The organism is Pseudomonas sp. M5A4_2d, assembly GCF_053345295.1.
This window is the reverse complement of record NZ_JBKEZW010000001.1, coordinates 279,716-298,237: the sequence shown is the minus strand read 5'-3', so window position 1 is coordinate 298,237 and position 18,522 is coordinate 279,716. Positions and strand designations below refer to the sequence as shown.

General features: G+C 61.1%; 19 protein-coding genes. 16 read left to right on the top strand and 3 right to left on the bottom strand.

All coding sequences use genetic code 11. The features are described from left to right. Positions 1 to 54: 54 nt before the first annotated feature. Positions 55 to 747 carry an alpha/beta family hydrolase gene (locus ACLBW8_RS01375; RefSeq protein WP_447804384.1) on the bottom strand — a complete coding sequence of 231 codons (693 nt, stop codon included), beginning with the start codon at positions 745 to 747 and terminating at the stop codon, positions 55 to 57. Positions 748 to 826: 79 nt separating this feature from the next. On the opposite strand from ACLBW8_RS01375, the gene ccoN (ACLBW8_RS01370) reads away from it, so the two are divergent. The 14 genes from ccoN (ACLBW8_RS01370) (at position 827) to hemN (ending at position 15,103) form a co-directional block, all read left to right on the top strand. Beyond that, positions 827 to 2,260: a cytochrome-c oxidase, cbb3-type subunit I gene (gene ccoN, locus ACLBW8_RS01370; RefSeq protein WP_064453575.1), complete on the top strand. Its 1,434-nt coding sequence runs from the start codon at positions 827 to 829 to the stop codon at positions 2,258 to 2,260. 10 nt (positions 2,261 to 2,270) lie between these two features. Continuing rightward, positions 2,271 to 2,879: a cytochrome-c oxidase, cbb3-type subunit II gene (ccoO, locus tag ACLBW8_RS01365; protein ID WP_053257421.1), complete on the top strand. Its 609-nt coding sequence runs from the start codon at positions 2,271 to 2,273 to the stop codon at positions 2,877 to 2,879. 3 nt (positions 2,880 to 2,882) lie between these two features. Then, positions 2,883 to 3,083: a cbb3-type cytochrome oxidase subunit 3 gene (locus ACLBW8_RS01360; RefSeq protein WP_064453576.1), complete on the top strand. Its 201-nt coding sequence runs from the start codon at positions 2,883 to 2,885 to the stop codon at positions 3,081 to 3,083. Continuing rightward, complete coding sequence (gene ccoP, locus ACLBW8_RS01355) at positions 3,080 to 4,027, top strand: cytochrome-c oxidase, cbb3-type subunit III (RefSeq protein WP_447804383.1); 948 nt, start codon at positions 3,080 to 3,082, stop codon at positions 4,025 to 4,027. Before ACLBW8_RS01360 ends, ccoP (ACLBW8_RS01355) begins: the two co-directional genes overlap by 4 nt. 473 nt (positions 4,028 to 4,500) lie before the next feature. Further along, positions 4,501 to 5,943: a cytochrome-c oxidase, cbb3-type subunit I gene (gene ccoN / locus ACLBW8_RS01350; RefSeq protein WP_064453578.1), complete on the top strand. Its 1,443-nt coding sequence runs from the start codon at positions 4,501 to 4,503 to the stop codon at positions 5,941 to 5,943. Further along, positions 5,943 to 6,551, top strand: coding sequence for a cytochrome-c oxidase, cbb3-type subunit II (gene ccoO, locus ACLBW8_RS01345; RefSeq protein WP_053257425.1), 609 nt, complete (start codon positions 5,943 to 5,945; stop codon positions 6,549 to 6,551). The genes ccoN (ACLBW8_RS01350) and ccoO (ACLBW8_RS01345) overlap by 1 nt, the downstream gene beginning before the upstream one ends. Before the next feature lie 5 nt (positions 6,552 to 6,556). Further along, the gene (locus ACLBW8_RS01340) at positions 6,557 to 6,742 is read left to right on the top strand and encodes a CcoQ/FixQ family Cbb3-type cytochrome c oxidase assembly chaperone (protein ID WP_003193169.1); all 186 of its coding nucleotides are present in this window, start codon (positions 6,557 to 6,559) and stop codon (positions 6,740 to 6,742) included. Next, complete coding sequence (gene ccoP / locus ACLBW8_RS01335; RefSeq protein WP_064453579.1) at positions 6,739 to 7,716, top strand: cytochrome-c oxidase, cbb3-type subunit III; 978 nt, start codon at positions 6,739 to 6,741, stop codon at positions 7,714 to 7,716. The genes ACLBW8_RS01340 and ccoP (ACLBW8_RS01335) overlap by 4 nt, the downstream gene beginning before the upstream one ends. Positions 7,717 to 8,147: 431 nt before the next feature. Further along, a complete protein-coding gene (ccoG, locus tag ACLBW8_RS01330; RefSeq protein ID WP_447804382.1) occupies positions 8,148 to 9,563 on the top strand; it encodes a cytochrome c oxidase accessory protein CcoG in 1,416 nt (471 codons plus the stop codon). A 31-nt stretch (positions 9,564 to 9,594) separates the two neighbouring features. Next, positions 9,595 to 10,134, top strand: a complete 540-nt coding sequence (locus ACLBW8_RS01325; RefSeq protein ID WP_262665895.1) for a FixH family protein — start codon at positions 9,595 to 9,597, stop codon at positions 10,132 to 10,134. Between the two features lie 115 nt (positions 10,135 to 10,249). Continuing rightward, a complete protein-coding gene (locus tag ACLBW8_RS01320; protein ID WP_447804381.1) occupies positions 10,250 to 12,700 on the top strand; it encodes a heavy metal translocating P-type ATPase in 2,451 nt (816 codons plus the stop codon). Positions 12,701 to 12,722: 22 nt separating this feature from the next. After that, positions 12,723 to 12,941 (top strand): cbb3-type cytochrome oxidase assembly protein CcoS, encoded by a 219-nt coding sequence (gene ccoS / locus ACLBW8_RS01315; protein ID WP_064453583.1) that lies wholly within the window; start codon positions 12,723 to 12,725, stop codon positions 12,939 to 12,941. Then, positions 12,934 to 13,617 carry a sulfite exporter TauE/SafE family protein gene (locus ACLBW8_RS01310; RefSeq protein ID WP_064453584.1) on the top strand — a complete coding sequence of 228 codons (684 nt, stop codon included), beginning with the start codon at positions 12,934 to 12,936 and terminating at the stop codon, positions 13,615 to 13,617. Before ccoS ends, ACLBW8_RS01310 begins: the two co-directional genes overlap by 8 nt. Positions 13,618 to 13,720: 103 nt before the next feature. Next, positions 13,721 to 15,103 carry an oxygen-independent coproporphyrinogen III oxidase gene (gene hemN / locus ACLBW8_RS01305; RefSeq protein WP_447804380.1) on the top strand — a complete coding sequence of 461 codons (1,383 nt, stop codon included), beginning with the start codon at positions 13,721 to 13,723 and terminating at the stop codon, positions 15,101 to 15,103. Positions 15,104 to 15,109: 6 nt separating this feature from the next. On the opposite strand, the gene ACLBW8_RS01300 is transcribed toward hemN, so the two are convergent. Then, on the bottom strand, positions 15,110 to 15,595 hold the full coding sequence (locus ACLBW8_RS01300) for a hypothetical protein (protein WP_447804379.1): 486 nt from the start codon (positions 15,593 to 15,595) through the stop codon (positions 15,110 to 15,112). Between the two features lie 153 nt (positions 15,596 to 15,748). Here ACLBW8_RS01300 and fnr point away from each other — a divergent pair, with 153 nt between their 5' ends. Then, positions 15,749 to 16,483, top strand: coding sequence for a fumarate/nitrate reduction transcriptional regulator Fnr (fnr, locus tag ACLBW8_RS01295; RefSeq protein WP_064453587.1), 735 nt, complete (start codon positions 15,749 to 15,751; stop codon positions 16,481 to 16,483). A gap of 81 nt (positions 16,484 to 16,564) precedes the next feature. After that, entirely contained in the window at positions 16,565 to 17,113 is a 549-nt protein-coding gene (locus ACLBW8_RS01290) for an adenine phosphoribosyltransferase (protein ID WP_447804378.1), read from the top strand. A 108-nt stretch (positions 17,114 to 17,221) separates the two neighbouring features. On the opposite strand, the gene ACLBW8_RS01285 is transcribed toward ACLBW8_RS01290, so the two are convergent. Further along, complete coding sequence (locus tag ACLBW8_RS01285; RefSeq protein ID WP_447804377.1) at positions 17,222 to 18,370, bottom strand: acyl-CoA dehydrogenase family protein; 1,149 nt, start codon at positions 18,368 to 18,370, stop codon at positions 17,222 to 17,224. Positions 18,371 to 18,522: the final 152 nt, after the last annotated feature.

The window sequence follows — 18,522 nt, the reverse complement described above, 5'->3', positions numbered from 1 at the left end:
CCCACATTTGAAATGCATTCCAAATGTGGGAGCGGGCTTGCTCGCGAAGGGGCCCTAACAGGCACCCAGAAACTCAGCGACTTTCACCGCCGCAGCCTCCAAATGCTGCTCATGACTAAACCCCGACGCCTTCAACGGCTTCAAGTCATGATCACCTGCCACCAGCCACATCACCTCGATGCTCGGCGACAGCTCATACCCCTCCACCGCCGCTCGATTGCCCAAGGCATCGCGCTCACCCTGCACAATCAACGTCGGCGTCTTCAGCCCGGCCAGATGCGCAACCCGGGGCTTTTCCGGCTTGCCCACCGCGTAAAACGGATAGCCCAGGCACACCAACCCATCGGCGCCCAACTCATCGGCCAAAATACTGGCCATGCGCCCGCCCATGGACTTGCCGCCAACCGCCAATTTCCCAGCGACATGACGTCGCACCTCGGCATACACCTGATGCCAGGCTTCCAGCAGTTTCGGCGCCGGGTTCGGCGGGCGTTTGCCACCGTCCAACCGGCGCTGAGCCATGTATGGGAACTCGAAGCGCAATACGTTCACGCCGTGCCCGGCAAGGCGTGCAGCCATGTCGCTCATGAAGGATGAGTCCATCGGCGCACCCGCGCCATGAGCCAGGATCAGCGTCACCGGCGCACGCGCGATAGACCCGGTCGCGGCATCCCACAACCAGCCATGCTCGCGCACACACTGCGCCCATTGATCCCCGTCAATACTGGCCTTGTGCTCTTTGCCCATGCTTGCCTCGCTTTTTAGTCTGCCTATAACTCCAGCCCAAGTGCCGCATTTGCTTGGGTTGAACCGTGGATGGGGAACCATGAACACTACTTTAAGTACCGCCTATAACTACAAGGTGGTCCGCCAATTCGCCATTATGACGGTGGTGTGGGGCATCGTCGGCATGGGGCTCGGGGTTTTTCTCGCCGCCCAATTGGTTTGGCCTGCACTCAACTTCGACTTGCCCTGGACCAGCTTCGGCCGCTTGCGCCCGCTGCACACCAACGCGGTGATCTTCGCCTTCGGCGGCTGCGCACTGTTCGCCAGCTCCTTCTACTCGGTGCAACGCACCTGCCAGACACAGCTGTTCGCACCAAAAATTGCCGCGTTCTGCTTCTGGGGCTGGCAATTGGTGATTGTGCTGGCGGCCATCAGCTTGCCGCTGGGCTACACCACTTCCAAGGAATACGCCGAGCTGGAATGGCCGATCGCTATTCTTATCGCCATTGTCTGGGTTGCCTACGGCATCGTGTTTTTCGGCACGGTGATGAAGCGCAAGACCAAGCACATCTATGTCGGTAACTGGTTCTTCGGCGCGTTTATCATCACCGTGGCCATCCTGCATATCGTCAACCACGCCTCCCTGCCGGTGAGTTGGACCAAGTCCTACTCGGCCTATGGCGGCGCGACAGATGCCATGGTGCAGTGGTGGTATGGGCATAACGCGGTCGGCTTTTTCCTCACCGCCGGCTTCCTCGGGATGATGTACTACTTCGTACCGAAACAGGCCGAGCGGCCGGTGTACTCCTATCGCCTGTCCATCGTGCACTTCTGGGCCCTGATCACCCTGTACATCTGGGCCGGCCCACACCACCTGCACTACACCGCACTGCCGGACTGGGCACAGTCGCTGGGCATGGTGATGTCGCTGGTACTGCTGGCACCGAGCTGGGGCGGCATGATCAACGGCATGATGACCCTGTCGGGCGCCTGGCATAAGTTGCGCAGCGACCCGATCCTGCGCTTCTTGGTCGTCTCCCTGGCCTTCTACGGCATGTCGACGTTCGAAGGGCCGATGATGGCCATCAAGACCGTCAACGCCCTCTCCCACTACACCGACTGGACCATCGGCCACGTGCACGCCGGCGCCCTCGGTTGGGTGGCGATGATCTCCATCGGTGCGCTCTACCACATGATCCCGAAAGTCTTCGGCCGCGAGCAGATGTACAGCCTCGGCCTGATCAACGCGCACTTCTGGCTGGCCACTATCGGCACCGTGCTCTACATCGCCTCGATGTGGGTCAACGGCATCGCCCAGGGCCTGATGTGGCGTGCGATTAACGAAGACGGCACGTTGACCTACTCCTTCGTCGAAACCCTGGTGGCCAGCCACCCTGGCTTCATCGTGCGACTGGTGGGCGGGGCGATCTTCCTCAGCGGCATGTTGCTGATGGCTTACAACACATGGCGCACCGTGCGTTCGGCGTCATCCCTCCAAACCGCCGAACACGCCACCGCTGCGCAGATGGCCTGAGGAGTCAGTGATGAAACACGAAACGATTGAAAAGAACGTCGGCCTGCTGATGCTGCTGATGGTGCTCGCCGTGAGCATCGGCGGCCTGACCCAGATCGTCCCGCTGTTCTTCCAGGACGTCACCAACAAACCGGTGGAAGGCATGAAGCCCTACACCGCGCTGCAACTGGAAGGCCGCGACATTTACATCCGAGAAGGCTGTGTGCAGTGCCACTCGCAGATGATCCGCCCGTTCCGCGCCGAGACCGAACGCTACGGCCACTACTCGGTCGCCGGCGAAAGCGTATGGGACCACCCGTTCCTGTGGGGCTCCAAGCGCACCGGGCCGGACCTGGCGCGCGTCGGCACGCGCTACTCGGATGACTGGCACCGCGCGCACTTGTACAACCCGCGCAACGTCGTGCCGGAATCGAAAATGCCGGCCTATCCATGGCTGGTCACCGCCCCCGTCGACAGCAGCCACACCGAGACCAAATTGCACGTAATGCGCACGCTCGGCGTGCCGTACACCGACGAAGACATCAGCGGTGCAGTCGCCAGCCTCAAGGGCAAGACCGAGATGGACGCGCTGGTTTCTTACCTGCAAGTGCTCGGCACTGCCATCAAGAGCAAGAGGTGAGCCATGGGATTTGAATTCGATGCGGGCACCATCCGCGGCCTGGGCACGCTGGTGGTCGCCATCGCCTTTATCGGCCTGTCGCTGTGGGTGTTCAACAACCGGCGCAATGAAGAGTTCGAGCAGGCACGCCTGCTGCCTTTCGCCGATGAACCTTCCCCATCCGACGCTCAAGAAGAGCCTGCAACAAGGAGCACTCGCCCATGACTACCTTCTGGAGTACATGGATCTGCGTACTGACCCTCGGCAGCCTGATCGGCCTGACCTGGCTGTTGATCGGCACCCGCAAGGGCGAGACCAAGGGCAGCGTCGACCAGACCATGGGCCACGCCTTCGACGGCATTGAGGAATACGACAACCCGCTGCCCCAGTGGTGGTTCATGCTGTTCGCCGGCACTTTGGTGTTTGCCGTCGGCTACCTGATCCTCTACCCGGGCCTGGGCAACTGGAAAGGCGTGTTGCCGGGCTATGAAGACGGATGGACCTCGGCCAAGGAATGGGACAAGGAAATGGCCAAGGCCGATACCAAGTTCGGGCCGATCTTCGCCAAGTTCGCCGCCATGCCGGTAGAAGAAGTCGCCAAGGACCCGCAAGCGCTGAAGATGGGCGGTCGCCTGTTCGCCTCCAACTGCGCGGTGTGCCACGGCTCGGATGCCAAGGGCGCGTATGGCTTTCCGAACCTGGCGGACAACCTCTGGCGCTGGGGCGGCTCGGCTGAAGCGATCAAGACCACGATCCTGAATGGTCGCCACGCGGCGATGCCGGCCTGGGGCGAGATACTGGGCGAGGACGGTGTGAAAAACGTCGCCGCCTTTGTGCGCCACGACCTGGCCAAGCTGCCATTACCCGCTGACAGCACCGCGGATCTGGCGGCCGGTCAAGCCGCCTTCAACACCACCTGCGTGGCGTGCCACGGGCCACAAGGCCACGGCACGGAAGCCATGGGCGCGCCGAACCTGACCGAGCCTGCCGGCTTTATCTACGGCACCAGCCTGGCGCAGTTGCAGCAGACCATCCGCCATGGCCGCCAAGGCCAGATGCCGGCGCAGGACGCACTGCAAGGCAATGAGAAGGTGCACCTGCTCGCCGCCTATGTTTACAGCCTGTCCCACAACGCTGATGGCGCAATGCCAGAAAGCCAGGCTCAGTAACCTTTGACTGCCGCACCCATTCGGGGCGGCAGCTCTACTGTTTTACGCGACCAAGTGTCGCACCCTTCCCCACCCCAACTTTCCCCTCCTGCCATTCGGGTCTACGCTTGTTCCCACAGTGGATCGGTATTGACCGGTCGATGGCCGATTTGCACTCGATGGGTTGAACATTTTTGCAGGGTGACAGGCGCAAAGGCTGGCAGTGGCCGGCTATCGTGCCACTGACCACTCGTCACCTCGAGAGCGTGTTTACACACACCAAGTTACAAGTCCCCGCCAGCAATAATATTTCCTGTCCACTCGATCAGCTTTCTATTTCCGATTTTGTCCTTACGCAAAACATGGAAAGGGCGCAGAATCTGGCGTGGAACGCATTGATACAGGTCAGCCATTGCGTTGCAATGGCCCCTCGCTTTCTACATACTTGCGGCCGTTTTATACCTATAAAAAAACCTAAACCGTGGAACCTTAGAATGAGCACAGCAATCAGTCCGACTGCTTATAACTATAAGGTAGTCCGCCAGTTCGCCATCATGACGGTGGTCTGGGGGATCCTTGGCATGGGGCTCGGGGTGTTTATCGCCTCGCAACTGGTTTGGCCGGAATTGAATTTCGGTTTGCCATGGACGACCTTCGGCCGCCTGCGCCCGCTGCACACCAACCTGGTGATTTTTGCCTTCGGTGGCTGTGCGTTATTTGCCACTTCCTACTATGTCGTGCAGCGAACCTGCCAGACGCGACTGATCTCCGACGGCCTCGCGGCCTTCACCTTCTGGGGTTGGCAAGCCGTCATCGTCGGTGCGGTCGTGACCCTGCCGCTGGGCTACACCACCACCAAGGAATACGCCGAGCTGGAATGGCCGATCGCCATTTTGCTGGCCATCGTCTGGGTGACCTACGCCGTGGTGTTCTTCGGCACCATCGTCAAGCGCAAGACCAAGCACATCTATGTCGGTAACTGGTTCTACGGTGCCTTCATCCTGGTGACGGCGATGCTGCACATCGTCAACCACGCGTCCCTGCCGGTCAGCCTGTTCAAGTCCTACTCGGCGTATGCCGGTGCGACGGACGCGATGATCCAGTGGTGGTATGGCCACAACGCCGTAGGATTCTTCCTCACCACCGGTTTCCTGGGGATGATGTACTACTTCGTGCCGAAACAGGCCGAGCGCCCCATTTACTCGTATCGCCTCTCTATCGTGCACTTCTGGGCGTTGATCACCCTGTACATCTGGGCCGGTCCTCACCACCTGCACTACACCGCGCTGCCGGACTGGGCGCAATCGCTGGGCATGGCGATGTCGATCATTCTGCTGGCCCCGAGCTGGGGCGGCATGATCAACGGCATGATGACCCTGTCGGGCGCCTGGCATAAGCTGCGCACCGACCCGATCCTGCGCTTTCTGGTGGTGTCGCTGGCGTTCTACGGCATGTCGACCTTCGAAGGGCCGATGATGGCGATCAAGACCGTCAACTCCCTGTCCCACTACACCGACTGGACCATCGGCCACGTACACGCCGGCGCCCTCGGCTGGGTGGCGATGATCTCCATCGGCGCGCTGTATCACATGATCCCCAAACTGTTCGGCCGTGCGCAGATGCACAGCGTCGGGCTGATCAACACCCACTTCTGGCTGGCCACCATCGGCACCGTGCTCTACATCGCCTCGATGTGGGTCAACGGCATCACCCAGGGCCTGATGTGGCGTGCGATCAACGATGACGGCACCCTCACTTACTCCTTCGTCGAAGCGCTGCAAGCCAGCCACCCGGGCTACATCGTCCGCGCCATCGGCGGTGCGTTCTTTGCCAGCGGCATGCTGTTCATGGCCTACAACGTCTGGCGCACCGTGCGTGCTTCCGACCCGGTAGAAGCCGAAGCCGCCACCAAGATCGCCGTTGTGGGAGCTCACTGATGAAGCATGAAGTAGTCGAGAAGAACATCGGCCTGCTGGCCTTCTTCATGGTAATCGCCGTGAGCATCGGCGGCCTGACCCAGATCGTTCCGCTGTTTTTCCAGGACGTGACCAACAAGCCGGTCGAAGGCATGAAACCGCGCCCCGCGCTTGAAGTTGAAGGCCGTGACGTGTTCATCGCCAACGGCTGTGTGGGTTGCCATTCGCAAATGATCCGTCCGTTCCGCGCCGAAACCGAACGTTACGGCCACTACTCGGTTGCCGGTGAAAGCGTCTGGGACCACCCGTTCCTGTGGGGCTCCAAGCGTACCGGCCCGGACCTGGCCCGCGTCGGCGGTCGTTACTCCGATGACTGGCAGCGTGCGCACTTGTACAACCCGCGCAACGTGGTGCCTGAGTCGAAAATGCCAGCGTATCCGTTCCTCGTGGAAAACAAGCTCGACGGCAAGGACACCGCGAAGAAACTCGAAGTCCTGCGCACCTTGGGCGTGCCCTACACCGATGAAGACATCGCCGGTGCAGCCGCCGCCGTGAAGGGCAAGACCGAAATGGACGCACTGGTGGCCTACCTGCAAGGCCTTGGCACCATCATCAAAAGCAAACGGTGATCTTCATGGATATCGGGATGATTCGAGGCCTGGGCACCGTTGTCGTGATGGTGGCCTTTATCGGCCTGGCGTTGTGGGTGTTCAGCCCACGGCGCAAGTCGGAGTTTGACGACGCGACCATGCTGCCCTTTGCAGATGATCCCGAAGCCATCAAGCACGTCGAGCAAGCGTCTAGGAGTAACAAAGAATGACTACGTTCTGGAGTCTGTACGTCACAGTCCTCAGTCTGGGTACCATTTTCGCCCTGACCTGGTTGCTGCTGTCGACCCGCAGGGGGCAGCGCGCCGAGCAAACAGACGAGACAGTCGGCCACTCGTTCGACGGCATCGAGGAGTATGACAACCCGTTGCCGAAATGGTGGTTCATGCTGTTCGTCGGCACCATCATCTTTGCCCTTGGCTACCTGGCGCTGTACCCCGGCCTGGGTAACTGGAAGGGCTTGCTGCCGGGCTACAACTACCTCGACAACGACAAACAAACCCCGTTCGCCAATGGCCAGACCGGCTGGACCGGCGTGCACGAATGGGAAAAGGAAATGGCCAAGTCGGACGCCAAGTTCGGGCCGATCTTCGCCAAGTTCGCCTCAATGCCGATCGAAGACGTCGCCAAAGACCCGCAAGCCTTGAAGATGGGTGGCCGCCTGTTCGCCTCCAACTGCTCGGTATGCCACGGTTCCGATGCCAAGGGTGCCTACGGCTTCCCTAACCTGACCGACGCCGACTGGCGCTGGGGCGGCGAGCCCGCCACCATCAAGGAAACCATCATGAAAGGCCGCCATGCAGTGATGCCGGCCTGGGCCGAAGTCATCGGCGAGCAAGGCGTGGCCGACGTGGCAGGCTTTGTGGTGACCAACCTCGACGGCCGCAAACTGCCCGAAGGCGCCAAGGCCGACGTCGCCAACGGCGCGAAACTCTTCGCCGCCAACTGCGTGGCCTGCCACGGCCCTGCGGGCAAAGGCACCCCGGCCATGGGCGCGCCGGACCTGACCCACCCGGGTGCATTCATCTACGGTTCGAGCTTTGCGCAACTGCAGCAGACCATCCGTTATGGCCGCCAGGGCCAGATGCCTGCGCAGGAACTGTTGCAAGGCAATGACAAAGTGCACTTGCTGGCAGCGTATGTTTACAGCCTGTCCCATGGCGATAAGCAGGCTGAAGCGCAGTAAGGCAGACGCCAATAGAAGGAGGCTCTGTCAGCCGTCGCTGACAGGGCCTTTTTTCTGCACACACCACAGATCCAGTGTGGGAGCGGGCTTGCTTGCGAATGCAGTGTGTCAGTAATGAATAAGGTGACTGACACCGCGAATTCGCGAGCAAACCCGCTCCCACATTCGAACTGTTTGTTGTTAGACCTCGGTCTCTTGGGTGGAGGGCTTTAAGACTCGTACGACCACCACAACCGCCAAAACCGTCCATACTTGCCAAGTCAATTGATCCAGATCACGTACACCATCAATTGATTTCCCCCAACGCGACCAAAGGTCGCACCCTTTGAGCAGGACCGGAGGCGTATCATTACGCCACTGCAAGACCCTATTTTTGACCCCGGTTGGCACGTACTGGCCGAGGCAAATCTCCACCGCCGTGGGATGCAATGATGAGCAACCAGATACCGGTAAACGACGTTACCCCGCCTGCCAAAAACGCCAGCAACACGGTCGACCTCTATGCGCCGCGAGAGAAAATCTACACCCGCGCCTTCACCGGCCTGTTCCGCAATTTGCGCATGCTCGGTGGTGCCGGTTTGTTCCTGCTCTACTTCGGCACCGTGTGGCTGAATTGGGGTGGCCACCAGGCCGTTTGGTGGAACCTGCCGGAGCGTAAATTCTTCATTTTTGGCGCGACCTTCTGGCCCCAGGATTTCATCCTGCTCTCGGGCATTCTTATCGTTGCCGCCTTTGGCCTGTTCTTTATCACCGTGTATGCCGGGCGCATCTGGTGTGGGTATACCTGCCCGCAAAGCGTGTGGACGTGGATCTTCATGTGGTGCGAAAAGGTCACCGAAGGCGACCGTAACCAGCGTATCAAACTGGATAAAGCGCCAATGGGCGCCAACAAATTCCTGCGCAAATTCAGCAAGCACACGCTGTGGCTGTTGATCGGTTTTGTCACCGGCATGACCTTCGTCGGCTACTTCTCGCCGATCCGCGAACTGGTGTTTGATTTCTTCACCGGCCAGGCCGATGGCTGGTCGTATTTCTGGGTCGGTTTCTTTACCCTTGCCACCTATGGCAATGCCGGCTGGCTACGCGAACAGGTGTGCATCTACATGTGCCCGTACGCGCGGTTCCAGAGTGTGATGTTCGATAAAGACACCCTGATCGTGTCCTACGACCCGCGCCGTGGCGAAGAGCGTGGCCCACGCAAGAAAGGCATCGACTACAAGGCCGAGGGTCTGGGGGATTGCATCGATTGCACCATGTGCGTGCAGGTGTGCCCCACCGGTATCGACATCCGCGACGGCCTGCAAATCGAGTGCATCGGCTGCGCCGCGTGTATCGACGCTTGCGACAACATCATGGACAAGATGGATTACCCGCGCGGCCTGATCAGCTACACCACCGAGCACAACCTGTCCGGGCAGAAAACCCATAAGTTGCGCCCGCGCCTGATTGGGTATGCCCTGGTGTTGCTGGCAATGATCAGCCTGTTGGCCGGCGCATTTTTCATGCGCGCGCTGGTGGGGTTCGACGTCAGCAAGGACCGCGTGCTGTACCGGGAAAACGCTGAAGGGCGCATCGAAAACGTCTACAGCCTGAAAATCATGAACAAGGACCAGCGCGACCACACCTACGTGCTCGACGCCTCGGGCCTGCCGGACCTCAAGCTGCAAGGCCGACGCGAAATCAAGGTCGCCGCCGGAGAAATTTTCAGCATGCCGGTGGAGCTGTCCAGCGCGCCGGAGCAACTGCCATCGAGTACCAACGAGGTGAAATTCATCCTCAAGGATGCCGATGACGACAGCGTCCACATTGAAGCCAAGAGCCGATTCATCGGCCCACAAGTCCGTTAAACATAAAGTTCGCTAACTAGAGAGCACAACAATGCCCGTAGCTACTGCCGCAAGCCCTTGGTACAAGCACCTCTGGCCCTGGATCATCATTGGGATCCTGACCTGCTCGGTGACCTTGACCTTGTCCATGGTGACCATTGCGGTGAAAAACCCGGACAACCTGGTTAACGACAACTACTACGAAGCCGGCAAGGGTATCAACCGCTCCCTGGACCGTGAACTGCTGGCCCAGACCCTGCAACTGCGGGCCAATGTGCACCTGGACGAACTGACCGGTGAAGTCGAGTTGCACCTCACCGGCAACAGCAACCCGAATACCCTGGAGCTGAACCTGATTTCCCCGACCCAGCCGGAAAAGGACCGCAAGATCAACCTGGCCCGCAGCGACAGCGAGCCCGGCCGCTACGTCGGCCAGGTTACCGACAAGGTCGAAGGCCGACGCTTCGTGGAACTGCTGGGTGTGGAAGGCGACAAGACCTGGCGCCTGTTTGAAGAAGAACAGGTCAGCCACGATAAGGACTTGCTGCTGGGGGATGAGCCGTTGCAAGGTGCGGAAGACCTGAAAAAGTAAGCAACCTGCGCTTCGCGCATCGCGGGCCAGCCCGCTCCCACAAGGACACCATGATCCAATGTGGGCGCCGGGTTTGCCCGCGATGAGGCCCTCCCAGCCATCAAAGATCCAAATCATGACCAGCCCGATTCCCTGCTACCACTGCGCCCTGCCCGTCCCTCCCGGTAGCCGGTTTACCGCCGTGATCCTCGGCGAACGTCGCGAACTGTGCTGCCCAGGCTGCCAGGCGGTGGCCGAAGCCATCGTGGCCGGCGGCCTGGAAAGCTATTACCAGCACCGCAGTGAAGCCTCGGCCAACCCCGAGGCGCTGCCAGTGCAGCTGGTGGACGAGTTGGCTCTGTACGACCGCGCCGATGTGCAAAAGCCTTTTGTGCGCCACGACGGCGAGCTCGCCGAAACCACGCTGCTGATGGAAGGCATCAGCTGCGCTGCCTGCGGCTGGCTGATCGAGAAACACCTGCGCAGCCTGCCCGCGGTGGCCGAGGCACGGTTGAACCTGTCCAACCATCGCCTGCAGGTGCGCTGGGCCGACGGGCAATTGCCGTTGAGCCAACTGCTCGCTGAGCTGCGCCATATCGGCTATGCCGCCCATCCTTACCAGGCTGATCGCGCTGCCGAGCAACTGGCCGGCGAAAATCGCCTGGCTTTGCGCCAACTGGGCGTGGCGGGGTTGCTGTGGTTCCAGGCGATGATGGCGACCATGGCCACCTGGCCGGAATTCAATATCGACCTGAGCCCGGAGCTGCACGTGATCCTGCGCTGGGTGGCGATGTTTCTTACTACACCCATCGTGTTCTACAGCTGTGCGCCGTTTTTCAAGGGCGCCCTGCGCGACATGCGCACGCGCCACCTGACCATGGATGTGTCGGTATCCCTGGCGATTGGCGGCGCCTATTTCGCGGGTATCTGGACGGCCATCACCGGCGTTGGCGAGTTGTACTTCGACGCGGTGGGCATGTTCGCGCTGTTCCTGCTGGCCGGCCGCTATCTTGAGCGCCGGGCGCGGGAACGCACGGCCGCCGCCACCGCGCAATTGGTCAACCTGTTACCCGCCTCCTGCCTACGCCTCAACGCTGACGGCCAGAGCGAACGCATCCTGCTCAGTGAACTGGCGTTGGGTGACCGGGTGCTGGTGCATCCCGGCGCGGTACTGCCGGCGGACGGAGTGATTCTTGACGGCCAGTCCAGCATCGATGAATCCCTGCTCACCGGTGAGTACCTGCCTCAGCCTCGGCACAGCGGTGATGCAGTCACCGCCGGCACGCTCAACGTCGAAGGCGCACTGACCGTCGAGGTCCGTGCCCTGGGCCATGACACGCGCCTGTCCGCCATCGTGCGCCTGCTGGAGCGCGCCCAGGCCGAGAAACCGCGCCTGGCACAAATCGCTGACCGTGCGGCGCAGTGGTTCCTGTTGTGTTCACTGATTGCCGCCGTATTGATCGGCCTGGTGTGGTGGGAACTGGATGCCTCGCGGGCATTTTGGATCGTGCTGGCGATGCTGGTGGCGACCTGCCCGTGCGCGCTGTCACTGGCCACACCGACCGCCCTCACCGCCGCCACCGGCACTCTGCACAAACTCGGGTTGCTGTTGACCCGTGGCCATGTGCTGGAAGGCTTGAATCAAATCGACACTGTGATTTTCGACAAGACCGGTACGCTGACCGAAGGCCGCTTGGCGTTACGCGCGATCCGCCCCTTGAGCGCACTGAACAGTGATGAATGCCTGAGCCTCGCCGCCGCCCTGGAAAACCGCTCCGAGCACCCGATTGCCCGGGCTTTCGGCCGAGCGCCGCTGGCCGCCGATGAAGTCCTCAGCGCCCCGGGGCTCGGCCTGGAGGGTCGCGTAGGCGAACGCCGGTTGCGCATCGGCCAGCCCGGTTTTGTCTGCGAATTGAGTGGCTGCCCGATTCCCGATTCGCCGGATGAGGCTGGCCAATGGCTGCTGCTGGGCGACCGTACTGGCGCCCTCGCCTGGTTCGTGCTGGACGACCGCCTGCGCAGTGACGCGCCAGCACTGCTGGCCGCGTGCAAGGCGCGGGGCTGGCGCACGCTGCTGTTGTCGGGCGACAGCTCGCCGATGGTTGCCAGTGTCGCGCTGGAGCTGGGCATCGACGAAGCCCATGGCGGCCTGCGTCCCGACGACAAGCTGCAGGTGCTGCAACAACTGCACAGGGATGGCCGCAAGGTGCTGATGCTCGGCGATGGCGTCAATGATGTGCCCGTGCTCGCCGCCGCCGATATCAGTGTGGCAATGGGCTCGGCCACGGACCTGGCTAAAACCAGCGCCGATGCTGTGCTGCTGTCCAACCGCCTCGACGCGCTGGTGCAGGCGTTTACCCTCGCGCGGCGCACACGCCGGGTAATCATCGAAAACCTGTTGTGGGCCGGGCTGTACAATGGCCTTATGCTGCCGTTTGCCGCCCTCGGCTGGATCACCCCGATCTGGGCGGCGATCGGCATGTCCCTCAGCTCGTTGACCGTGGTGCTCAACGCCTTGCGCCTGACTCGCCTGCCGAGCGCGCAGGCTAAAAGCGCCGCCTTAGTAACCCGCCCGCTGCCGGCTTGAGCCGCACAGGCATGGAGTGCAGATGCCAGCTCTATACGTGATGATTCCGGCGGCGCTGCTGTTAGTAGGCGTAGCCATTTACATCTTCTTCTGGGCGGTGGACAGCGGCCAGTACGACGACCTCGACGGCCCGGCTCACAGCGTGCTGTTCGACGACCAGGACCCGAACCACCTGGCCGCCGTCGACGAAGCCAACGGGCCCGAGCAACCGCCCGCGCCAAAAGAACCACCCCATGCTTGAGCTGGCGCCGCTGCTGGTCTCCGCGCTGATCCTCGGACTGCTCGGCGGCGGCCATTGCCTGGGCATGTGCGGCGGGCTGATGGGAGCGTTGACCCTGGCCATTCCAAAAGAGCAACGCAGCCGCCGCTTTCGCCTGCTGCTGGCGTACAACCTCGGCAGAGTGCTCAGCTATGCCACCGCAGGGTTATTGATTGGCCTGGCCGGCTGGGCGGTGGCCAACAGCCCGGCGGCGATGTTCATGCGCGTGCTTGCCGGGTTGCTGCTGATCAGCATGGGGTTATACCTGGCCGGCTGGTGGAGCGGCCTCACCCGAATCGAAAGCCTCGGGCGCGGCCTGTGGCGCTACCTGCAACCCGTCGCCAACCGTTTGCTGCCAGTGTCCAGCCTGCCCCGAGCTTTGCTGCTGGGGGCGCTATGGGGCTGGTTGCCGTGTGGGTTGGTCTACAGCACCCTGCTGTGGGCCGCGAGCCAGGGAAATGCGCTGGACAGTGCATGGCTGATGCTGGCTTTCGGGCTGGGCACCTGGCCGGTGTTGCTCGCCACCGGGCTGGCGGCCGAACGTGTCACGGCGTTGCTGCGCAAACGCAGCGTGCGCGTGGCCGGGGGGTTATTGGTGATTTTCTTCGGTGTCTGGACGCTGCCCGGTCCGCATCAGCACTGGTTGATGGGCCACTAAACGCCCATGTGGCATAGCGCCGCTCCCCGTTGATACAAGTCAACATGCCATTGCGGCCATGCCCCTAGACTCGGTCCACTAGCCTATCCGGGGGACCACCCGCATGCTCGACGCCATTCGTTGGGACACAGATCTGATTCACCGTTACGACTTGGCGGGGCCGCGCTACACGTCCTACCCCACCGCCGTACAATTCGACAGCCAGGTCGGCACCTTCGACCTGCTCCACGCCCTGCGCGACAGCCGCAAGGCCGTGCGCCCGCTGTCGCTGTATGTGCATGTGCCGTTCTGCGCGAACATTTGCTACTACTGCGCCTGTAACAAGGTCATCACCAAGGACCGTGGCCGCGCCCAGGCCTATCTGCAACGACTGGAACAGGAAATCCAGCTGGTGGCCTGCCACCTCGACCCGAAACAGCCGGTGGAGCAACTGCACTTTGGCGGCGGCACCCCGACCTTTCTCAGCCACGACGAACTGCGCCAGGTAATGACAAGCCTGCGCCAGCATTTCAATTTGCTCGATGACGACTCCGGCGACTACGGCATCGAAATCGACCCGCGTGAAGCCGACTGGGCGACCATGGGCCTGCTGCGTGAATTGGGCTTCAACCGCGTGAGCATTGGCCTGCAAGACCTCGACCCCGAGGTGCAACGGGCGGTCAACCGCCTGCAAAGTCTGGAAGAAACCCGCGCAGTGATTGATGCGGCGCGCACCCTGCAATTTCGCTCGATCAATGTCGACCTGATCTACGGCCTGCCCAAGCAGTCGCCGTTGAACTTCGCGCGCACCGTCGAAGAAGTCATCGGCCTGCAGCCGGATCGCCTGTCGGTGTTCAACTACGCACACCTGCCGGAGCGTTTCATGCCTCAGCGGCGGATCAACGCCGACGACCTGCCCTCCCCGGCAGAAAAACTGCTGATGCTGCAAACCACCATCGAGCAGTTGACCCGGGCGGGCTATCGCTACATCGGCATGGACCACTTCGCCCTGCCGGATGACGAACTGGCCGTTGCCCAGGAAGAAGGTAGGCTGCAACGCAATTTCCAGGGCTATACCACCCACGGGCATTGCGACCTGATTGGGTTGGGCGTATCGGCAATCAGCCAGATCGGTGACTTGTACTGCCAGAACAGCAGCGACCTCAACCACTACCAGAACGCGCTGGCCGGCGCGCAGCTGGCGACCAGCCGTGGCTTGGTCTGCACCACGGATGATCGATTACGGCGGGAGGTGATTCAGCAGTTGATCTGCAATTTCAGCCTGGGGTTCGAGCGGATCGAACAGGCTTTCAACATCGATTTTCGAGGTTATTTCGACGAGCTATGGCCGCAACTGGAGACGATGGCCGCAGACGGCCTGATTGAACTGGACGCCCGTGGCATTCACGTACTGCCCGCCGGGCGATTGTTGGTGCGCTCGGTGTGCATGGTGTTCGATGCCTACCTGGAGCACCAGAACAGGCAACGATTCTCGCGGGTGATCTGAGCGCCGTTACTTCATCGCCAGGCTCATGGCTTCCAACTGAGCCGCTGGCGGCTCGCCCTTCATGGACTTGCCCAACTGTGTCTGGGCCGTGGTCAAGCCAGCCTGCAATGTCATCACATCTCCCTGCAGTCTGGCTATCTTGGCCTGCCGCGCTTCGGGGCTCATGGAAGTGTCAGCCATGGCCGCGGAAAGCTCGGCCATTTTCTCGGCAAGCTGCTTTTTCAGTTGGCGGATCATTTTCAACAGTTGCTTGACGCTGTCGCTCAAGCTGCTGTTGTCAATATCGCTGTTGGACGATTGCTCGGCCTTCGATGCGTCCATCCCCGCACCGGAAATGACGACCTTCACGCTTGCGGTGGCCGCAGGCTCAGCAGCCTTGGCTTCGGTTGGCGCCTTGGTGGTGGCGTCTTTATCCTTCGCCGCATCGGCGGACTTCCAAACCGATACCGCCGCCACGTTGATAGTCGGGTTTTGGATCGTACTGACTGACATGATCTGAGCTCCGGCTCATGGAGATATCTGCATGTATCGGCGCTGATACACAAACCTTTATACCGTTGCTGCTTTTTTGCACACGCTGGCCTCACTGCCCCCCAGTGCGTTACCCTTACGTCTTATGTGTGTTTTCCCACAAGGATTTAAGAAATGTCCGAGCCTGTCAAACTGCGCGCTCACAGCCAGACTCACTGCAAGGATTGCAGCCTGGCCCCGCTATGCCTGCCACTTTCATTGAATTTGGAAGACATGGAAGCGCTGGACGAAATCGTTAAACGCGGTCGCCCGCTGAAAAAAGGCGAGTTTCTGTTTCGCCAGGGCGACAAATTCGATTCCGTTTATGCAGTACGTTCGGGAGCGTTGAAGACGTTCAGCCTGAGCGACGGCGGCGAAGAGCAGATCACCGGTTTCCACCTGCCCAGCGAGCTGGTCGGGCTGTCCGGCATGGACACCGAGATTCATCCTGTGTCGGCCCAGGCGCTGGAGACGACATCAGTCTGCGAAATCCCCTTCGAACGCCTGGATGAGTTGGCTCTGCAATTGCCGCAACTGCGTCGCCAGTTGATGCGCGTGATGAGCCGCGAGATTCGTGACGATCAACAGATGATGTTGCTGCTGTCGAAAAAAACCGCCGACGAGCGCATCGCCACGTTCCTGGTCAACTTGTCGGCACGTTTCCGCGCCCGCGGGTTCTCGGCCAACCAGTTCCGCCTGAGCATGTCGCGCAATGAAATCGGCAATTACCTGGGCCTCGCGGTGGAAACCGTGTCCCGCGTGTTCACCCGTTTCCAGCAGAACGAATTGATTGCCGCCGAAGGCAAGGAAGTGCATATCCTTGACCCCATCCAGCTGTGTGCGCTGGCCGGTGGTTCGCTGGAAGGTTGATGCAGAGGCTTGCGGTTGCGCCAATCGGCGAGGCCGCAGGTATACTTCGAGTCCGTTTTCAGCCCTCAGGACTCTTCGACGATGACCTTCGATTCGTTCGACATCAAATCCCTGATTCGCCCCGTCATCGACTTCCCCAAGCCTGGGGTGATCTTTCGTGACATCACGCCCCTGTTCCAATCGCCCAGGGCCCTGCGGCTGGTGGCAGACAGCTTTGCCCACCGCTACGTCGAGGCCGACTTCACCCACATCGGCGCAATGGATGCACGCGGGTTTCTGATCGGTTCGATCATCGCCTACCAACTGAACAAACCGCTGATCCTGTTCCGCAAGCAGGGCAAGCTGCCGGCCGACGTGCTGGCCGAGGGTTACCAGACCGAATACGGCGAAGCCTTCCTCGAAGTGCACGCCGACAGCCTGTGTGAAGGCGGCTCGGTGCTGATGTTCGATGACTTGATTGCCACCGGCGGTACCTTGATCGCTGCCGCCAATCTGGTGCGGCGCATGGGCGCAACCATCTTCGAAGCGGCGGCGATCATCGATCTGCCGGAGCTGGGTGGCTCGCAGCGCCTGGAAGACATGGGAATTCCGACGTTCTGCCTGACGCAGTTTGCGTTGACCGAACGTTAATCATTGCCTGAACCGGCCTCATCGCGGGCAAGCCCGACTCCCACATTGGTATGCGATCACCTGTGGGAGCCGGGCTTGCCCGCGATGGGGCCTGTGAGACCCCCCACCTTACAACCCCATCTGCTTGCTGATGATTTCATTCATCACTTCGCGGGTACCGCCGCCGATGGACAGGATGCGGTTGTCACGATATAGCCGCTCCACCAGGCTGCCGCGCATGTAACCTTGGCCGCCGAGGATCTGCACCGCGTCGTAGGTAACGCGATCGGCGGTGTCTGTGGCGAGGTTCTTGGCCATGGAGATCTCCTTGATCACACTCATGCCCGCAGCCATTTTCGCTGCCTGGCGATACGTGAATTCCCGCGACACCTCCACCGCCGTCGCCATCTCCGCCAGCCGATGTTTGAGCACCTGGAATTTACCAATGGGCTTGCCAAAGGCTTCGCGCTGGGCGGCCCACTTGAGGCTTTCCTCCAGCGCCAACTGCGCGGTCATATTGGCCATCAACGCCAGGGCCAGGCGTTCACTTTGGAAATTGCCCATGATGCAGGCAAAGCCCATGTTCTCGACACCGATCAGGTTGCCCACAGGCACCTGGCAATCGTCGAAGAACAACTCAGCCGTGTCCGACGCCCACCAGCCCATTTTCTTCAACGGCTGGCCGACCGTGAAACCGGGGGTGTCTTTTTCGATGAGCACTAAGCTGATACCGCCAAAGCCCGGCCCGCCGGTGCGGACGGCTACGGTGTAGAAGTCGGCACGGATGCCGCTGGTGATAAAGGTTTTGCTGCCGCTCACCCGGTAATGCTCGCCATCACGCACAGCGCGGGTTTGCAGGTTGGCCACATCGGAGCCACCACAGGGCTCGGTAACGGCCAGGGCGATGATCTTCTCGCCGGCCAACACCTGCGGCGCGACACGTTCGCGCACCTCGGGCCGCGCCCATTTGACGACGGGCGGCAGGCCGATATCCAGCGAACCCAACCCCGCCACCACACCACCGGAACCACACCGCATCAACTCTTCGCTGGCGGCAACCTTGGCAAACAGATCACCTTCGTGACTGCCGCCCAGGCTCTCCGGGTAACCGATGCCGAGAATCCCCGCAGCGCCTGCCTTGAGGTACAGCTCACGGGGGAAGCTTTCGGCCTCCTCCCATTGCTCGATGCCCGGCAACATCTCGCGCTCGACAAAACGACGCACGCTGTCGCGGACCAATTGGTGGCTGGGGTCGAAGTAGTCCTGGTAGGCAGACATCGGCAAGCTCCACGGTGAGGTGGAACGAAATTACCAAGCGCTTGCTTGGTTATCAAGCTATGCGGATTTCACAAAACACTGTGGGAGCTGGCTTGCCTGCGATAGCGGGGGGATTTTTGGTGACTGTGAGGGCCTCTTCGGGAGCAAGCCCC